General features: G+C 57.2%; 17 protein-coding genes. 1 reads left to right on the top strand and 16 read right to left on the bottom strand.

Annotated features, from left to right (window positions below; all coding sequences use genetic code 11):
* The first annotated feature begins 42 nt into the window (after nt 1–42).
* On the top strand, nt 43–345 hold the full coding sequence (locus OCH02_RS02805) for a helix-turn-helix domain-containing protein (RefSeq protein WP_261429715.1): 303 nt from the start codon (nt 43–45) through the stop codon (nt 343–345).
* 4 nt (nt 346–349) lie between these two features.
* Here OCH02_RS02805 and OCH02_RS02800 read toward each other — a convergent pair whose 3' ends face one another.
* The 16 genes from OCH02_RS02800 to flhC form a co-directional block, all read right to left on the bottom strand.
* Entirely contained in the window at nt 350–754 is a 405-nt protein-coding gene (locus tag OCH02_RS02800; protein ID WP_261429714.1) for a flagellar protein FlhE, read from the bottom strand.
* Nucleotides 754–2832 (bottom strand): flagellar biosynthesis protein FlhA, encoded by a 2079-nt coding sequence (flhA, locus tag OCH02_RS02795; protein ID WP_261429713.1) that lies wholly within the window; start codon nt 2830–2832, stop codon nt 754–756. Before flhA ends, OCH02_RS02800 begins: the two co-directional genes overlap by 1 nt.
* A complete protein-coding gene (flhB, locus tag OCH02_RS02790) occupies nt 2825–3976 on the bottom strand; it encodes a flagellar biosynthesis protein FlhB (RefSeq protein ID WP_261108957.1) in 1152 nt (383 codons plus the stop codon). Before flhB ends, flhA begins: the two co-directional genes overlap by 8 nt.
* A 128-nt stretch (nt 3977–4104) precedes the next feature.
* A complete protein-coding gene (gene vapC, locus OCH02_RS02785; RefSeq protein ID WP_261429712.1) occupies nt 4105–4503 on the bottom strand; it encodes a type II toxin-antitoxin system tRNA(fMet)-specific endonuclease VapC in 399 nt (132 codons plus the stop codon).
* Nucleotides 4503–4736 carry a type II toxin-antitoxin system VapB family antitoxin gene (vapB, locus tag OCH02_RS02780; RefSeq protein WP_085117342.1) on the bottom strand — a complete coding sequence of 78 codons (234 nt, stop codon included), beginning with the start codon at nt 4734–4736 and terminating at the stop codon, nt 4503–4505. The genes vapC and vapB overlap by 1 nt, the downstream gene beginning before the upstream one ends.
* 127 nt (nt 4737–4863) lie before the next feature.
* Complete coding sequence (cheZ, locus tag OCH02_RS02775) at nt 4864–5508, bottom strand: protein phosphatase CheZ (RefSeq protein WP_153859936.1); 645 nt, start codon at nt 5506–5508, stop codon at nt 4864–4866.
* An 11-nt stretch (nt 5509–5519) separates the two neighbouring features.
* Nucleotides 5520–5909 carry a chemotaxis response regulator CheY gene (gene cheY / locus OCH02_RS02770; RefSeq protein ID WP_012145701.1) on the bottom strand — a complete coding sequence of 130 codons (390 nt, stop codon included), beginning with the start codon at nt 5907–5909 and terminating at the stop codon, nt 5520–5522.
* Nucleotides 5910–6171: 262 nt separating this feature from the next.
* Nucleotides 6172–7221 (bottom strand): chemotaxis response regulator protein-glutamate methylesterase, encoded by a 1050-nt coding sequence (locus OCH02_RS02765; protein ID WP_261098049.1) that lies wholly within the window; start codon nt 7219–7221, stop codon nt 6172–6174.
* Nucleotides 7221–8093: a protein-glutamate O-methyltransferase CheR gene (cheR, locus tag OCH02_RS02760; protein ID WP_012145703.1), complete on the bottom strand. Its 873-nt coding sequence runs from the start codon at nt 8091–8093 to the stop codon at nt 7221–7223. Before cheR ends, OCH02_RS02765 begins: the two co-directional genes overlap by 1 nt.
* A gap of 28 nt (nt 8094–8121) precedes the next feature.
* On the bottom strand, nt 8122–9747 hold the full coding sequence (locus OCH02_RS02755) for a methyl-accepting chemotaxis protein (protein WP_126501755.1): 1626 nt from the start codon (nt 9745–9747) through the stop codon (nt 8122–8124).
* A gap of 136 nt (nt 9748–9883) precedes the next feature.
* On the bottom strand, nt 9884–11554 hold the full coding sequence (locus tag OCH02_RS02750) for a methyl-accepting chemotaxis protein (protein ID WP_261429711.1): 1671 nt from the start codon (nt 11552–11554) through the stop codon (nt 9884–9886).
* A 155-nt stretch (nt 11555–11709) separates the two neighbouring features.
* On the bottom strand, nt 11710–12210 hold the full coding sequence (cheW, locus tag OCH02_RS02745; RefSeq protein WP_012145706.1) for a chemotaxis protein CheW: 501 nt from the start codon (nt 12208–12210) through the stop codon (nt 11710–11712).
* A 31-nt stretch (nt 12211–12241) separates the two neighbouring features.
* Complete coding sequence (cheA, locus tag OCH02_RS02740; RefSeq protein ID WP_261429709.1) at nt 12242–14215, bottom strand: chemotaxis protein CheA; 1974 nt, start codon at nt 14213–14215, stop codon at nt 12242–12244.
* Nucleotides 14216–14219: 4 nt separating this feature from the next.
* Complete coding sequence (gene motB, locus OCH02_RS02735) at nt 14220–15185, bottom strand: flagellar motor protein MotB (RefSeq protein ID WP_261429707.1); 966 nt, start codon at nt 15183–15185, stop codon at nt 14220–14222.
* Nucleotides 15182–16072, bottom strand: coding sequence for a flagellar motor stator protein MotA (gene motA / locus OCH02_RS02730; RefSeq protein ID WP_017893240.1), 891 nt, complete (start codon nt 16070–16072; stop codon nt 15182–15184). The genes motB and motA overlap by 4 nt, the downstream gene beginning before the upstream one ends.
* A 158-nt stretch (nt 16073–16230) precedes the next feature.
* The gene (flhC, locus tag OCH02_RS02725) at nt 16231–16812 is read right to left on the bottom strand and encodes a flagellar transcriptional regulator FlhC (RefSeq protein ID WP_037418921.1); all 582 of its coding nucleotides are present in this window, start codon (nt 16810–16812) and stop codon (nt 16231–16233) included.

Here is a 16812-nt window from a genome sequence, read left to right as displayed (position 1 = left end):
ATATTGGACATCTACCATGTAATGAATTAAGGAAGATTTATTATGAGCAAGATACTCGCTGAAATTCATCAGGAAATGAAAAGTCTGTACGACGGCGGCTTTTTGGACGAAGCAACCATGGGTGGCTTTGATCTGCTGTGCAAGAAAAGAGTTAAACACTACAGTCCTAATCAAATCAAACGGTTGCGCAAACGTGAAAAGGTCAGTTCGCACACCTTTTCCGCCTATCTGAATATCGATTATGAAATGGTCGAAGCTTGGGAACGCGGCGAAGCCGTTCCCAACTCCGCCGCCATGAAGCTACTTTCGCTGGTCGACCGTAACGGTCTGGCGATCCTCGCCTAGACCGTTACTGGTAATTGACAATCACCTGATTGCTGATCACCCGCAGCGGCGGGTTCAAACTGCCGCGCGCCTGCACGTAGTAAACAAAACGCAGCTCGGCGTTCGCCGGTTCGCCCTGTAACCCGGTGCTGCTGCCACTGCCACCGCTCAGCGTAATGCAGCGGGTCAAAGTACAAAGCTGTACCTGCATACCGGCCGGTTCGGCGGCCAGCAACCGGTAATGCCAACTGACGCTGGTGATACGTGCATTGGCATTCGGTAACTCGTTGGGTGCACGCAGTCCCGGTGATTCCCCCCGTTCCCCGCCATGCTCCAGCGTGGCACCCACGCTGTCGGCTACCCAGGAACCGGACGCCGCCTGCAGGCTCAGCGGAGCCAACAGGCAGATGACCGCCATGTTGTATTTCATTATGCCGCCCCAATGGTCGAGGTCATGCGGATTTGACGGTCGTCGTTGATTTCCAGATTCGACAACACCACCAGTTGCGGCAGGCTACGGCGCAGGAAGCGTGCCAGCAAGGCCCGCAGCGCATGGTTCACCAACAGCACCGGCGGCGCACTGAGCATCTCCTGGCGTTGCAACGCCTGTTTGGCCTGATCCAGCAGACGATCCGCCAGCCCCGGTTCCAGACCGCCACCGCCCTGCAACGCCTGCAATAACAGGCGCTCAAGTTGAGTGTCCAGACCAATCACCTGAATCTCACCGTTGCCCGGGAACCACTGCTGGGTGATGGCACGTCCCAACGCAACCCGCACTACGGTCGTCAGTTCATAGGGGTCGGTTTGCGTCGGTGCATGCTCCGCCAGAGTTTCGATAATGGTGCGCATATCGCGGATCGAAACCCGTTCAGTCAGCAGGTTCTGCAACACCTTGTGCAAGGTGGTCAGCGTCACCACGCCCGGCACGAAATCTTCGGTCAGTTTCGGCATGTCCTGCGCGACGCGATCCAACAGCTGCTGCGTTTCTTGTCGACCAAACAGCTCGCTGGCGAATTGACCAATCAGATGATTCAGGTGGGTTGCTACCACGGTGCTGGCTTCTACCACGGTAAAGCCCTGGATCTGCGCCTGCTCACGCAGCGCGCTGTCAATCCATACCGCTTCCAGCCCAAACGCCGGGTCGGTGGTTTTATCCCCCGCCAATTCACCCACCGCGTTGCCGGGATTAATCGCCAGCCAACGTCCCGGTTGGGCTTCGCCGCTGCCGATTTCTACCCCCTTCATCAGAATGCGGTAACTGGCTGGCGGTAATTCCAGGTTGTCGCGAATATGCACCACCGGCGGCAGGTACCCCATCTCCTGCGCGAACTTTTTACGGATACCGCGGATACGGCCAAGCAGTTCGCCGTTCTGCTGGAAATCCACCATCGGGATCAATCGGTAACCGACCTCCATCCCCAGCGGATCTTCCAACTGTACATCAGACCAACTGGCTTCCAGCGCCTGCGGATTGTCCTGCGTTATCGGCGCTTCCTGCTCTTTGGGGGCTTGCTGATCTCGCCCACGCAGCCACCAGGCCAACCCTAACAGAGCCGCGGTAAACAGCAGGAAGACCAGGTTCGGCATCCCCGGCACCATACCAAGCAGGCCGAGTACTGCGGCGCTGAGCAACATGACGCGCGGATTGTTGAACAGTTGCCCGACCATTTGCTCGCCGACATCCTGATCGGTCGCCACGCGGGTCACGATAACGCCGGCCGCGGTCGAAATAACCAACGCCGGGATCTGCGCCACCAGGCCGTCACCGATAGTCAGCAAGGTATAGGTTTCCGCCGCCGTACCCACTTCCATCCCGTGCTGGATCACCCCGACCAACAGACCACCGACCACGTTAAGTATCATGATCATCAGGCCGGCGACCGCATCGCCGCGAACGAACTTACTGGCACCGTCCATTGAGCCGTAGAAGTCGGCCTCCTGCGTGACTTCAGAACGGCGTTTTTTCGCCTCTTCTTCACCGATCAAGCCGGCGTTGAGATCGGCATCGATCGCCATTTGCTTACCCGGCATGCCGTCCAGGACAAAACGCGCGCCTACTTCGGCGATACGTCCGGCCCCCTTGGTGATAACCATAAAGTTGATCAGCACCAGAATGATAAACACCACAATACCGATGGCGAAGTTACCGCCCACCAGGAAGTGGCCGAAGGCTTCCACCACACGCCCGGCCGCGGCGGAGCCGGTATGGCCTTCCATCAGGATGATGCGCGTCGAGGCTACGTTGAGCGACAGCCGCAGTAAGGTCGAGAACAGCAAGATGGTGGGGAATGCGGCAAATTCCAGCGTGCGCTGGGTAAACATCGCCACCAGCAGCACCATGATCGACAAGGCAATATTGAAGGTGAACAACAGATCGAGGATAAATGCCGGCAACGGCAGCACCATCATCGACAGGATCATCAGAATCAGTATCGGGCCGGCCAATACCTGCCACTGCGTATCTTTAAAACTGCCCGGCAAACGAAGCAAGGCGGCCAAATTAGCCATTAGTGTCACTTTCTCCAGCAAAATCCAGTGCTTCCGGCACCGGTAAACGTTCAGGTTTTTTCGGTATCAGCCCGCCTTCACGCCGCCAGCGTCTTAGCTGGTAAACCCAGGCCAGAACTTCGGCCACGGCGGCATACAGGGTGGCGGGAATGTGTTGTCCGATCTCGCTGTGTCGATACAGCGCACGCGCCAGCGGCGGTGCCTCCAACATCGGGATACGGTGTTCCATACCCAGTTCGCGGATACGCAGCGCAATTTCGCCGGCGCCCTTGGCCAGCACCTTCGGCGCGCTCATTTTTTTGTCGTTGTATTGCAGTGCGACGGCGTAATGGGTTGGGTTGGTGACGATAACGTCGGCCTTGGGCACGTCGGCCATCATGCGCCGCCTGGCTATGGCACGCTGCTGTTGGCGAATACGCCCTTTGACGTGCGGATCGCCCTCCTGGTCCTTGAACTCGTCGCGGATGTCCTGCTTGGTCATCTTCAACTTTTTGAAGTGACTCCACAGCTGATAAAACACGTCAAACGCCACCATCGGCGTGAGCGCCAGCACCACCAGCAAACCGCAAAAAATGATCATCTGCAGCGCATTAGCGAGCGCATCGAGCGGCTGTTGCGTCACCAGGTGCAGCATCGCCGCCCAGTTGTGCCACAGATATAAACCCGTGACCCAGCCCACCAGCGTCGCCTTCAGGATGCCCTTCAGCAGCTCCGCCAGCACCTGGCTGGAAAAGATCCGTTTCAGACCGGACAGCGGATTCATGCGCTTTAAATCGAACTTGAGCGATTTGCCGCTGAGCAGCAGGCCGCCGAGCAGCATCGGCGCGGTGATGGCCACCAGCGTCAGCCCCGCCATTACCGGCAACAGTGCCCATACCGCCTGGCGTAACAGCATCCCCAACTGGCGCAGCATCTGTTTATCGTTGCTGACCATGCTGTGATCGAAATTCAGGCCCTGCGTCAACATCATCGCCAACTGCTGCGACATATTGCCGCCGGCCACCCAGATAATCGATAAGCCCGCCACCAGCATCAACACCGACGTCAGCTCGCGCGAACGCGGGATCTGGCCATCTTCGCGCGCCTTTTCCACCCGGTGGGGTGTGGGGGCCTCGCTCTTTTCCAGATCGCTGTCTTCAGCCACGGATGCGCTTCCTGTGCCGGGAGGGAATAAAATTGCCGCCAGCATGCCAAAAAATCGCGGATTTCATTGATGGAACAGCGGGGAAAAAGGCGGGTTATTTGCGGGATGGTTCAATGAAGCAAGTTGGGCTACAGCCAATTTTGCAGACGCAGGCCGTCAACGCGTTCAAACTCACGCAGGTTATTGGTCACCAGCACCAATCCTTCGCTGCGAGCATGTCCGGCAATATGCAGATCGTTGATGCCGATTGGCGTACCCCGCAGTTCCAGGCAGGCACGAATATTACCGCAGTGAGCGGCAGCTTTGGCCGTGTAATCCAGTATCTCCAGACGGGAGACAAAGTCGTCAATCACCCGGGCATTTTCTGTAGGCCGCATACTTTTTTCCACTCCATGAATCAACTCGGCATAAGTGACCGACGAGATCACCCTTTTGCCGGCATGCTGATTAAATCTTTGCAGCACCTCCAGTGGCCGACGCTTGATCACGTAAATCACAATGTTGGTATCCAGCATGTGGCTGAACATCAAAATTCTTCCCTTTCAGACTGATACTGGTCGGCCCTCTCGCTGAGAAAATCATCGCTGACGTGATTGTCTGTGCAGAAAAAACTGTCCCAGGTATTCTCTACCGGCGAAAGGATGCGCTCTTTACCGACCACCCGTACCGAGACTTTTGAAACGGAATCGGGAAAGCGGACCTCAGCAGGTAAACGCACGGCCTGGGTGCGGTTATTGGTAAATACAGAACCTAATGTCATAGCGACTCTCCTCTGTGGTGTGGCTTAAATTATAACCACCACAGCGTATATAGCAATGCTATATACCTTGAGTTATGCGAGTCGTTGCGCAGTGCGGGGCACGACTTAAGCCGCGCCCCAGAGAACATCAGAAACCCAGGCTGTCGAGCAGGTCGTCCACCTGCGCCTGGTTGGCGATCACTCCGGCACCGTTCTGGTCGAGCTGCGGGCCATTGAGCAGGCTGTCGTTCGGCTTTTTCTCTTTCGCCGGCTGTTCAGGAATGTTTTCCATCAGCACCATCAGCAACTGTTTTTCAATCTCCTGCACCACGTCCATCATGCGTTTGATCACCTGACCGGTCAGATCCTGGAAATCCTGCGCCATCATGATTTCCAGTAACTGGGCATTGGTGAATGCCGTATGCTCCGGCACCTGCTCCAGATATTGACGGGTGTCGGTGACCAGTTCGCGCGCGTCATCCAGTTCGATCGGATCGGCGAACCAATCGTCCCAGCGGCCTTTTAACGCCTTGGCCTCTGATTCCAGCGACGCCTGACGCGGCTGCGCGGCTTCCACACAGTTCAACGCCCGTTCCGCTGCCTGCGCCGTCATGGTGACCACGTAATCCAGACGATCGCGTGCATCCGGGATTGCCTCTGCCGCCTGGGCGATCGCCTGATCAAGCCCCAGTTCTCGCATGCTGTCGCGCAACATGCGCGTCAGTTGGCCAATGCGGGAGATAATCTCCCCCGCGGTTGCCGCATCGCTGGCAGGCATTGGAATGTCTCTCATCGCCCCTCTCCTTACATGCCCAGTTTTTCAAAGATCTTGTTGAGCTTTTCTTCCAGCGTTGCCGCCGTAAAAGGTTTCACCACGTAACCGCTGGCACCGGCCTGTGCCGCCGCGATAATGTTTTCTTTCTTGGCCTCCGCCGTGACCATCAGTACCGGCATGCTCGCCAACGCGCCATCGGCACGAATGGTTTGCAACAGCTCCAGACCGTCCATGTTCGGCATGTTCCAGTCGGAGACCACAAAGTCGAAATCACCGGCACGAAGTTTGTTCAGTGCGTCCGCGCCGTCCTCGGCTTCTTCAACGTTGTTGAATCCCAACTCTTTCAGCAAGTTTCTGACGATGCGACGCATAGTGGAAAAATCATCAACTACCAGAAACTTGAGGCTTTTATCTGCCATTTTCACTCCCATTAAACGATCCCAAACAACAGCCAGCCTGACGGCAGCTGTTCGCTATAACTCCTCTATATACCCTATGAATTTCGAGCTGGCCGCTCTAGCGCATCCATGCGCTCGCGGCATTCGTACATCCCTGTACAGCACAGCTAGGCGCCCAGCTCGTTCATCCTCAGGAGCTTACTTAAGTAAGTGACTGGGGTGAGCGAGTGCAGGTAACAACGCTGCAGCTTGAAAGGCGACGGGTATAATTAAGGGCTCAAAATCAAATACGTAATGCCTGCCCCCCGGCAATTTGCGCCAGCATGCGTTGGCTCATGCGCTCCAGTTCCACCACTTCATTGACGCCACCGGTAGCAATCGCCTCGCGCGGCATACCGAACACCACGCAACTGGCTTCGTTCTGCGCCAAGGTATAAGCACCGGCGCGATGCATTTCCAGCATGCCCATCGCGCCGTCATTGCCCATACCGGTCAGGATCACGCCCACGGCATTGCGTCCGGCGTACTGCGCGACCGAGCGGAACAGCACGTCCACCGAAGGCCGGTGGCGATTGACCGGTGGACCATCGTGCAGTTTCACCTGGTAATTCGCCCCGCTGCGTGACAATTCCAGATGGCGATCGCCCGGTGCGATATAGGCATGGCCCGGCAGCACGCGCTCGCCGTCTTCGGCCTCTTTCACCGTGATCTGGCACAGCTTGTTCAACCGTTCGGCAAACGAACGGGTAAAGCCCGGCGGCATATGCTGGGTGATCAATAATGCCGGGCTGGTCGCCGGCAACGGCTGCAACACCTGACGGATAGCTTCAGTACCGCCGGTAGAGGCGCCGATGGCGATCAGCTTTTCACTGCTCAACAGCGGTGCATGACTGAGGATCGCCGGGGCCGGGCTGCTGGAGCGCTGCGGTAACCGCGCCTTGGCCGCCGTGCGGATTTTCTCGGCAATCAGTTCGCTGTAGGCCAGCATGCCTTCACGAATCCCCAACTGCGGTTTGGTGACGAAATCGACCGCCCCCAGCTCCAGCGCGCGCAGCGTAATTTCTGACCCCTTGCCCGTCAGTGACGACACCATCACCACCGGCATCGGCCGCAGGCGCATCAGTTTCTCAAGGAAATCGAGGCCATCCATACGCGGCATTTCGACGTCCAGCGTCAGCACCTGTGGGTTAAATTTCTTGATCAGATCGCGTGCGACCAGCGGATCCGGCGCGCTCGCCACCATCTCCATATCGGGGTGACTGTTGACGATTTCGGTCATCAACTGCCGCATCAGGGCCGAGTCATCCACGCACAATACTCTGATTTTGTTCATTACCTCTCCTTGGTCAGGCCATACACGGTCTGCCCACGCAAGTAGAAATCCCGGCTGATCTGGCTGAAGTTCTCGGAGTGACCGGCAAACATCAGCCCCCCCGGTTTAAGCAAGGGCACGAAGCGACGCAGAATGCGCTCCTGTGTCGCCTTGTCGAAATAGATCATCACGTTGCGGCAGAAAATGGCGTCAAATTGCCCCGGCAGTGCCCATTCAGGGGCCAACAGATTGAGCGACTGAAAATTCACCCGCCCCGCCAGTTCCGGTCGCACCCGCACCAACCCCTGATGCGGCCCGGTGCCGCGCAGGAAATAACGCTGCATCTGCGTCGGCGTCAGGGTGCGCAAGTCTTCCTGGCGATAAACGCCCGCTTCGGCCTTTTCCAGAACCTGGGTATCGATGTCGCTGGCCCACACCTGACAACCGGTAGCGCGTTGCCCCAGCACTTCGCTGAGCGTGATGGCGATCGAATAAGGTTCTTCACCGGTCGATGCCGCAGTGCTCCACACGCAATAACCGTTAGGCCGCTGACGCGCATGCTCCGCCAGGATCGGGAAGTGATGCGCTTCGCGGAAAAAAGCCGTCAGGTTGGTGGTCAGCGCATTGATAAACGCCTGCCATTCGGCGCTGTTCGGATCGCTTTCCAATAGCGCCAGATAGTCACCAAAATCGTTCAGGCCCAACAGTCGCAGACGTCGTACCAAACGGTTGTAAACCATCTCGCGTTTGTGCTCTGCCAGCACGATACCTGCGCGCTGGTAAATCAGCTGGCTGATACGGCGGAAATGCACATCCAGCAACGGCAGACGCTGTACCATCTGCGTCAATAAGGTCGCAGGGTCTCGGTTAGGGGTCGAGGGTGCCGGCTTCATACCATCTCACTCAATAAAAACGGGCTGCTTATGCGGTTTGACAATCTGGGGCTTCCTTTACCACGGGTGAAACTGCGTTTTGAGAGTTGGCCGGGGCGGTGAAGTTATCGTCCGCCAGGCGGAATACCGACACCGCGTCGGCCAGGGTAATCGCCTGTTCCTCCAGCGCGACGGCCGCCGAGGCCGCTTCCTCCACCAATGCGGCATTTTGTTGTGTTACCTGATCCATCTGGGTGACCGCCTGTGTCACCTGTTCGATGCCGCGGCTCTGCTCATCAGACGCCGAGGCGATCTCCCCCATAATGTCGGTCACCCGGGTGACCGAACGCACGATGTCTTGCATGGTGGCACCGGAGTTTTCCACCAGCACCGACCCTTGCTTGACGCGACTGACCGATTCGTCGATCAACCCTTTGATTTCTTTCGCCGCCTGCGCGCTGCGCTGCGCCAGGTTGCGTACTTCTCCGGCCACCACCGCAAAACCTCTTCCCTGTTCACCGGCACGCGCCGCTTCAACCGCCGCGTTCAACGCCAGGATATTGGTTTGGAAGGCAATACCGTCGATCACGCTGGTAATGGCGCCAATCTTCTGCGAACTGTTGGCGATGTCGTGCATGGTAGTGACAACGTCACCCGCCAGCTCGCCGCCCTTGGCCGCCGTGGTCGAGGCGTCACGCGCCAATTGTGAGGCCTGGCGTGCGTTATCGGCATTCTGTTTCACCGTGGCAGTCAACTGCTCCATGCTGGCAGCGGTTTCTTCCAGCGAGGCCGCCTGCTGCTCGGTACGGGAAGAGAGATCGTTATTGCCCTCGGAAATTTCCTGCAGGCCGATCAGAATCGATTCCGCCCCGTCGCGTACGGCGCCCACGGTGCCGATCAGCGACTGCTGCATACGCTGCAGGCTGGCGAACAGTTGGCTGATTTCATTACGGCCATACACCTGGATCGGCGTGGCCAGATCGCCGGCGGCAATGCGGTCAAAATGACTGCGCATGATATTCAGCGGCCGTACCAACATGTTACGCAGCCACCACATGGCGCTGCCGGTGACCACGATCAGCATCAGTACCGCACCGGCCACCAACCAGCCAGACAGGGTGAAGGAGCGCTGATTTGCCGCATTGGCTTCGCTGACGTTGGCGCTCACCAGTTGCAGATACTGGACAAAGTCGGCTTCAAACAGGTCCTGGGTTTTCTGCGTCGGCTGGTCCATAAACGCCTGCAGGTTATCGTTCTCCAGGAAACCAATCAGCTCACGCAGGGTATTGCGCAGCCGGTCATAGCTGGCCTTGGTGGTTGCGGTTAGCTGTTGTTCCTGTTCGCTGTTACGCGGTACCGCCAGGAACTGGTTGAAATAAAGGTCGGCTTTTTGCAGCGAACTGCGCGCGTTGCCCATCAGCGCATTGACCTGATCCTGCGGCAGCTTGAGCGCCGCACGGGTTCCGGCGCGGTTGAGCGTATTGCGAGCCTGTAACAGCGAGACCCAGCTCAGGCTGAGGGCATCGCGCTGCTGGCTGCCGAGGGTGATCAAATTCAGGTTGTGGTTATCAGAACGAAAAGCGGTGTACGACAAGCCGCTGGTGGCCAACTGCATAACACAAAAAGTCATCAACAACAGAAACAGACTGGTAGAGACGCGGATTCGGTTAAACACTGTGAACCTCCTTGCAGCCGGCCGGTGGCCAGCTCAGATTTCTGGCCAAGCAGGGAAAACGGGGTTTCTCCTGCTTTGTGCCAATCGGCCAACGGGGAATCGGCCTCCCCCTGACAGGAAGGAGACCCAATGCCGGTTAGAACGTTTCCCAGTTATCCTGCGGATCGCTGGCGTTCATTTTTTTATGATTGAGTACCGGAGTCACGGTTGCCTTGCTGCTGGCGGGCATTTTGAAATCATCCTGGCCTGCCGCTTTCAGACGGAATACCGCCACGGACTGGGTCAGCATGCTGGCCTGCTCTTCCAGCGCCGCGGCCGCAGAGGCGGACTCTTCCACCAACGAGGCGTTCTGTTGGGTGACGCGATCCATTTCCGCTACCGCCTGGCCGACCTGATCGATACCACGGCTTTGTTCGTCGGACGCCGAGGCGATCTCACCCATGATGTCGGTAACGCGGGTGACGGCATTGACGATATCGCCCATGGTTTCACCGGCGCTTTCTACCAGTACCGAGCCCATATCGACGCGATTGACGGAATCTTCGATCAACCCTTTGATTTCCTTCGCCGCCTGGGCACTGCGCTGTGCCAGATTGCGCACTTCGCCTGCGACTACCGCAAAACCCCGGCCCTGTTCACCGGCGCGTGCCGCTTCTACCGCCGCATTCAATGCCAGGATGTTGGTCTGGAAGGCAATACCGTCGATCACGCCGGTAATGTCGGCAATTTTCTGCGAACTACCGGCAATGTCATGCATGGTTTGCACCACATTGGCCACCACCTTGCCGCCTTTCTGCGCGGTTTCGGAGGCGCTCAACGCCAGTTGGCTGGCCTGACGGGCATTTTCGGCGTTCTGTTTCACCGTGGCGGTCAGTTGCTCCATGCTGGCAGCGGTTTCTTCCAGTGAGGCGGCCTGCTGTTCGGTACGTGAAGAGAGATCGTTGTTGCCGGCAGCAATTTCAGATGCACCGCTATAAATAGCGTCGGCCCCCTGACGCACGCCGCTAACGGTGTCGATCAGTTCGTTTTGCATATGCTTGAGGCTGGCGGCCAGCACGCCCATTTCATTGCGGCTGGTCACGGCGATCGGCTGGGTCAAATCACCGGCGGCAATCATTTTGATGTGTTCGATCATGCGGTTCAGCGGACGCACCAGAATGTGGTGAATACCGCTCCATACCAGAACAATCACCGCCAGTACCGCCAACAGCACCACCGCCAGCGTCCAGATAGCGAAATTGAAGGAGTTGTTACTGTCTTCCACTGCGCTCTGGTAAAGCTTGTCGTTATGCGCCAGGTAGGTGTTGTAGATATCTTCGAACGCGTCCTGATAGCTTTGGGTCGGCTGGTCAAAGAAGGCGTTGATTTTGCCCTCGCCCAGCAACACCGTCAGTTCGGTCAAGGCACCGTGAAGTATGCCGTATTGCTGCTTGAGCTTTTCGGCCGACTGCACGTCCTGGCGGGCATTGAGAGGAATTTTGTCATAGGCGGCATAGTGTTGCTCCGCCACCACCAGGTTGCTTTTGGCTCGCGCCAGCAGTTCGGCGACGGTGGCACCGCTGCCAATATTGTTGGTATCCATCATGTGGCGGATACCGGCACGGTTCAGCGTGTTGCGCGCCTGCAGCAGGTTGACCCAGCTTTCGTTCAGCTCGGACTGCTGCTGACGAATGGTCTGCAATACGGTGAAGTTTTCTTTGTCATTCTTCAGTGAGGAGAAGAAGAGCCCGCCTGAAACCAGCTGCAAGGCGCCAAATAACACCAGCACCAGTAACAGGCTGGTGACCACCTTCATACGATTAAACATGTTTTCCCTTGATAAATGCCCGCGCGGACAGGCCCTGATTACGTTGATTGACAGAGTTATCGGCGCGGCGGGGAAGAACTTTATGCAGGGAGGTAACTATTTTTATGTAGGTTTCAGGGCGCGGCATGCAGCGCCCCTACAGAGGGTTCGACAGATCAGGCGCTTTTCGCCACGCTGTCGACCAGGGACATCTCTTCGCTGCTCAGCAGCTTTTCGATATCCACCAGGATCAACATACGGTCACCCAACGACCCCAGCCCCGTCAGGTATTCGGTCGCCAGGGTCACGGCAAATTCCGGTGCCGGGCGGATTTGCTCGGTGGTCAACGACAGCACGTCGGATACGCCGTCAACCACAATACCCACCACCCGTTGACCAAAGTTCAGCACGATCACCACGGTGTTTTCATCGTAAGACACGTCCTGCTGAGCAAACTTCACCCGCAGGTCGATAATCGGCACAATCACGCCGCGCAGGTTGGTGACGCCTTTGATAAAGGCCGGAGTGTTGGCGATGCGAGTAACCTGATCGTATCCACGTATCTCCTGCACCTTGAGGATATCAATGCCATATTCCTCATTGCCCAAGGTAAAAATCAGGAATTCTTGCCCTACCGTTTCGCCAGCCAGTTTGCTGACGGTTGCCAGTCCTGCCATGTCATTCACCTTTAAATCAATAGATTAATTATTATGCGGCCGCGTCGGTCTGACGCTGTTCACGGTTTAGCGTTTGCAGCGCCGAGACATCGACAATCAGCGCCACGCTGCCATCGCCGAGGATCGTGGCGGCGGAAATACCCGGCACTTTGCGATAGTTGCTTTCCAGATTCTTCACCACGACCTGATGCTGACCGACCAATTGATCTACCAGCAACGCATAGCGACGACCGGCACTTTGCAGGATCACCACAATGCCCTGAGTGGCATCGGTTTTGGCACCTGCCACGTTGAACACCCGGAACAGTTCCACCAGCGGCAGATATTCGCCGCGCACCTGCAACACTCGCTCACCACCGGCCAATGGATGCAGGTCTTCGGCCTGCGGCTGCAGTGATTCCATCACCGCGTTGAGCGGCAGGATAAACACTTCGTCGTTCACCTTGACCGACATCCCGTCGAGAATTGCCAGCGTCAATGGCAGCAAAATACGGATCGCAGTACCCTTGCCTGCCTGAGAATGGATTTCTACATGCCCACCCATCTCCTGAATATTTCGCTTCACCACGTCCATGCCGACGCCGCGGCCGGACACATCGGTGACCTGTTCGGCAGTCGAGAAGCCCGGGGCAAAGATCAACATGCCGACATCTTCATCGCTCATGCTGTCACTGACCGCCAGCCCCTGCGAGGCCGCTTTGGCGAGAATTTTCTCCCGATTCAGACCGGCGCCGTCGTCGGTCACCTCGATGCAGATATTGCCACCCTGATGCTCCGCCGACAGGATCAGATTACCCACCGCCGATTTGCCGGCGGCGACGCGCGTATCAGGATCTTCAATGCCGTGATCCAGGCTGTTGCGCACCAGGTGGGTCAAGGGGTCGATGATGCGTTCGATCAGGCTCTTGTCCAGTTCGGTCGAACTGCCCTGCAGCTGCAACTCCACCTGTTTATTCAACTTGCCGGCCAGATCGCGCACCAACCGCGGGAAGCGGCTGAACACGTACTCCATCGGCATCATGCGGATCGACATCACCGACTCTTGCAGGTCGCGCGCGTTACGTTCCAACTGGCTCATGCTGTTGAGCAGGTCACCGTGATTTACCGGATCCAGGCTGCCCGAGCGCTGCGCCAGCATCGATTGGGTGATCACCAGTTCACCGACCAGGTTGATCAATTGGTCCACTTTCTCTACCGCTACGCGGATACTGGTGGATTCGCTGGCCTTGGCGCGGGGTTTGGCAACGTCGACAGCCGCAGGGGTCGGTTTGACCTCCGGTGCCGTCGCGGCGGCAGGCACTGATGTTGCGGCGACGGCTGGAACGGCTTCAGTCTGCGGCGGCGTGGCGAAGCTGATTTGCTCCGGCTCCAGCACAAAACAGAGCACCGCGCTGATGTCATCTTCGCTGGCGGAGGTCAGCAGCGTCACTTCCAGGCTGTTTTCGGTCTGCTGCGGGTTTTTCACCTCACCCAGATTTCCCAGCTCTTCGAGCATCAGCGGGACTTCGCTGGATTTGAGGCCACTCAGGCAAATTCGCATCCCGCCGTCGATCGTCGCAGGTACCGCGACGGCATGCTCCGTGGCTGGATGCGCTGCGGGGGCATCCTGTTGCTGTGCGTCCAATGCCAGCTGCCGCAATGCCTGGCAGATGTACTCAAAGCTGTCGGCGTCAGGTTTTTGCGACGTCTTATAGGCGTCCAGTTGCTCCTGCATAATGTCTTTGGTTTCCAGAAACAGGTTGATAATCTCGGTGCTCAGGCTCATTTCCTGACGCCGCGCACCATCGAGCAGGTTCTCCAGCAAATGGGTGGTTTCCTGCAGTACCGTAAAACCAAAGGTAGCCGCTCCCCCTTTGATGGAATGCGCTGCGCGGAAAATGGCGTTCAGCGGCTCAATGTCTGGCGCCAGCGGATCCAACTCCAGCAGATGTTGCTCCATATCGGCCAGCAACTCGTCTGCTTCATCAAAAAAGGTCTGATAAAACGCACTAATATCCATGCTCACGGGATCACCTCTGCTGTGAGTCGCTGTTAGTCGGTACTGGGTCAGCCGCCGGCTGCTCCGGTGCAATGAGGGTGGCCGGAGCCATCGCCGCTGGGGCCAGCGACTTTAGCTCGACCGGCTGAGCGACATCCATTGCGTTGCTTTCGCCATTTTCGTGTTCAATGCCCTGCTGGGTTTGCTTGTTCAGCACCAGCACGGTGATGCGGCGGTTGATGGCGTCATCGGCGCCGTGCTGTTTCAGGCTCATGGTGGCAGCCATGCCCACCACCCGCAGCACCTTCCCTTCCGACAGCCCACCGGCAATCAGCTCACGCCGTGAAGCATTGGCGCGATCGGCCGAAAGCTCCCAGTTGCTGTAACCCCGCTCCCCCGTGGCGTAAGGAATATCGTCGGTGTGGCCGGACAGGCTGATTTTATTCGGCAGATCATTGAGGATCGGGGCAATCGCCCGCAGGATGTCACGCATATAGCTTTCAACCTGCGCACTGCCGGTTTTGAACATCGGGCGGTTCTGGCTATCGATGATCTGAATGCGTAGACCTTCATCCATCATGTTGATCAGCAGATGTGGGCGCAGCGCTTTCAGTCGCGGATCGGACTCAATCAGCTCATCGAGCTTTTCCCGCAGCTTGTTCAACCGCAGCTCCTCGTCGCGTTTCTCAAGCGTATCAATCTGCCTTTTCACCAGCCCATCCTGCTGAGTGGGGTCATCTCCCCCGCCGGGGATCGGGCTGCTTTCCGAACTGCTCTTGTCACCGCTGGTCAGCGCCACTTTTAACGGCGTGCGGAAATATTCGGCAATTTGCGTCAGTTCCTGCGGGCTGGCGATAGCCAGCAGCCACATCACCAGGAAAAAAGCCATCATCGCCGTCATAAAATCGGCGTAAGCAATCTTCCAGGAGCCGCCGTGATGGCTGGCCTGATGCGACTTGCGTTTTCTGACCAAAACAACCGGGTGATTCTGCTTCATGCCTGTTCTTCTTCCGTCGCCTGCTGTGCCGGCGCTTTCACCCGGCGCACATGTTCTTCCAGCTCGACGAAGGACGGACGCTCGGTGGTGTACAAGGTTTTACGACCGAATTCGACGGCAATCTGCGGCGCATAGCCATTCAGGCTGGACAGTAAAGTGACCTTGATGCACTGCATCATTTTGACGTTTTCGGCGCTTTTCTGACGCAGCAGAGTGGCCAACGGCGAGATAAAACCGTAGGCCAGTAAAATACCGAGGAAGGTGCCGACCATGGCGTTGGCGATCAACGCCCCCAGCTCGGCCGCCGGGCGATCGGCCGAGGCCAGCGCATGCACCACCCCCATCACCGCCGCCACAATACCGAAGGCCGGCAACGAGTCACCGACCATTGCCAGGCTGCCTGCAGGCACCTCGCTTTCCTGTTCAAAGGTTTCGATCTCTTCGTCCATCAACGCTTCGATCTCAAACGCATTCATGTTGCCGCTCACCATCAGCCGTAAGTAATCGGTAATAAACTCTACGAGGGTGTTATCGGCAAGAATGCGCGGATAATTAGAGAAAATTTCACTTTCTTGCGGATTATCAATATCGAATTCGAGGGACAGCATGCCCTGCTGACGAGATTTGGCCAGCAGCAGGAAGAGCAGCGCCATCAGGTCCATGTATAAATCTTTGCTGTATTTCGAACGACGCATCAGCTTGGGGATGGCACGCAGCGTGGATTTTATCGCCTTACCGTTGTTGCCGACGATAAAAGCACCGATACCCGCGCCGCCGATAATCAAAAATTCTGCCGGCTGATAAAGCGCGCCCAGATGGCCCCCCACAATCAGGTAGCCCCCAAAGACCGCACCCAATACCACGAGATAACCCAAAATAACTAGCACACGCATTCCTTAAATTAACAATGTGGATGGAAGGTGGGATAAGCGCGCGTTTGAGACGCACCGACGCAGCAGTCTGGGCTGCGTCGATGGGTTCGGTATGCCGAACCTTGCGTGTCACAAATCGATTTAAATCTGGATAAACCGGCGCTGTCGCCGGCTCAAATCGCGCGTTTAACCTGCTCGTCCAGCAGTTGAGGAATAATATCGGCCAGTTGCGGCGAAAGTTTACGTCTTTTTACTGCGCGGGATGGGGGCTGGCATAAACTGCATACAAAACTGTTCAACGGCTGGTGCGCGTGGGTGATGAAAGTGCCGCCGCAGCAGTTGCAGGCAGAGAGCTGCAGCATGCCGCTATCGACGAAACGCACCAGCGTCCAGGCTCGGGTCAGCGCCAATAACGGCGCCTCACCCGGTTGGTGTGGACACTGTTCCAGATACAAACGATAGGCTTTAATCACCGCCTCAACGCCAGTGCAGTGCCCACTCTTCATCAGGAAACTGTAGGCGTTATAAAACATCGATGAATGGATGTTCTGTTCCCAGGTCATAAACCAGTCGGTCGAGAACGGCAACATCCCTTTCGGCGGTGGACTGCCGCGCAATTCTTTATACAGTTTGATCAAACGTCCGCGGCTGAGCTGAGTTTCGCTTTCCAGCATCTGCAAACGGGCGCCCAGCGTTATCAGCTCCATTGCCAGCTGAATATCCTTGGCTTCCTGAACAATACTTTTCTCTGCCAT

Source organism: Serratia quinivorans, assembly GCF_946227985.1.
Classification (GTDB): Bacteria; Pseudomonadota; Gammaproteobacteria; order Enterobacterales; family Enterobacteriaceae; genus Serratia; species Serratia quinivorans_A.
Note: the sequence above shows the minus strand (reverse complement) of the source record. Positions and strands in the feature narration are given on the sequence as shown.

What these genes read in the sequence shown, in the direction of transcription:
- flhA (WP_261429713.1), bottom strand. Translation starts at nt 2,832, where the DNA reads ATGGCTAATTTGGCCGCCTTGCTTCGTTTGCCGGGCAGTTTTAAAGAT.
- OCH02_RS02765 (WP_261098049.1), bottom strand. Translation starts at nt 7,221, where the DNA reads ATGAACAAAATCAGAGTATTGTGCGTGGATGACTCGGCCCTGATGCGG.
- motB (WP_261429707.1), bottom strand. Translation starts at nt 15,185, where the DNA reads ATGAAGCAGAATCACCCGGTTGTTTTGGTCAGAAAACGCAAGTCGCAT.
- cheZ (WP_153859936.1), bottom strand. Translation starts at nt 5,508, where the DNA reads ATGAGAGACATTCCAATGCCTGCCAGCGATGCGGCAACCGCGGGGGAG.
- OCH02_RS02750 (WP_261429711.1), bottom strand. Translation starts at nt 11,554, where the DNA reads ATGTTTAATCGTATGAAGGTGGTCACCAGCCTGTTACTGGTGCTGGTG.
- vapC (WP_261429712.1), bottom strand. Translation starts at nt 4,503, where the DNA reads ATGTTCAGCCACATGCTGGATACCAACATTGTGATTTACGTGATCAAG.
- cheY (WP_012145701.1), bottom strand. Translation starts at nt 5,909, where the DNA reads ATGGCAGATAAAAGCCTCAAGTTTCTGGTAGTTGATGATTTTTCCACT.
- vapB (WP_085117342.1), bottom strand. Translation starts at nt 4,736, where the DNA reads ATGACATTAGGTTCTGTATTTACCAATAACCGCACCCAGGCCGTGCGT.
- OCH02_RS02805 (WP_261429715.1), top strand. Translation starts at nt 43, where the DNA reads ATGAGCAAGATACTCGCTGAAATTCATCAGGAAATGAAAAGTCTGTAC.
- cheR (WP_012145703.1), bottom strand. Translation starts at nt 8,093, where the DNA reads ATGAAGCCGGCACCCTCGACCCCTAACCGAGACCCTGCGACCTTATTG.
- flhC (WP_037418921.1), bottom strand. Translation starts at nt 16,812, where the DNA reads ATGGCAGAGAAAAGTATTGTTCAGGAAGCCAAGGATATTCAGCTGGCA.
- OCH02_RS02800 (WP_261429714.1), bottom strand. Translation starts at nt 754, where the DNA reads ATGAAATACAACATGGCGGTCATCTGCCTGTTGGCTCCGCTGAGCCTG.
- cheW (WP_012145706.1), bottom strand. Translation starts at nt 12,210, where the DNA reads ATGGCAGGACTGGCAACCGTCAGCAAACTGGCTGGCGAAACGGTAGGG.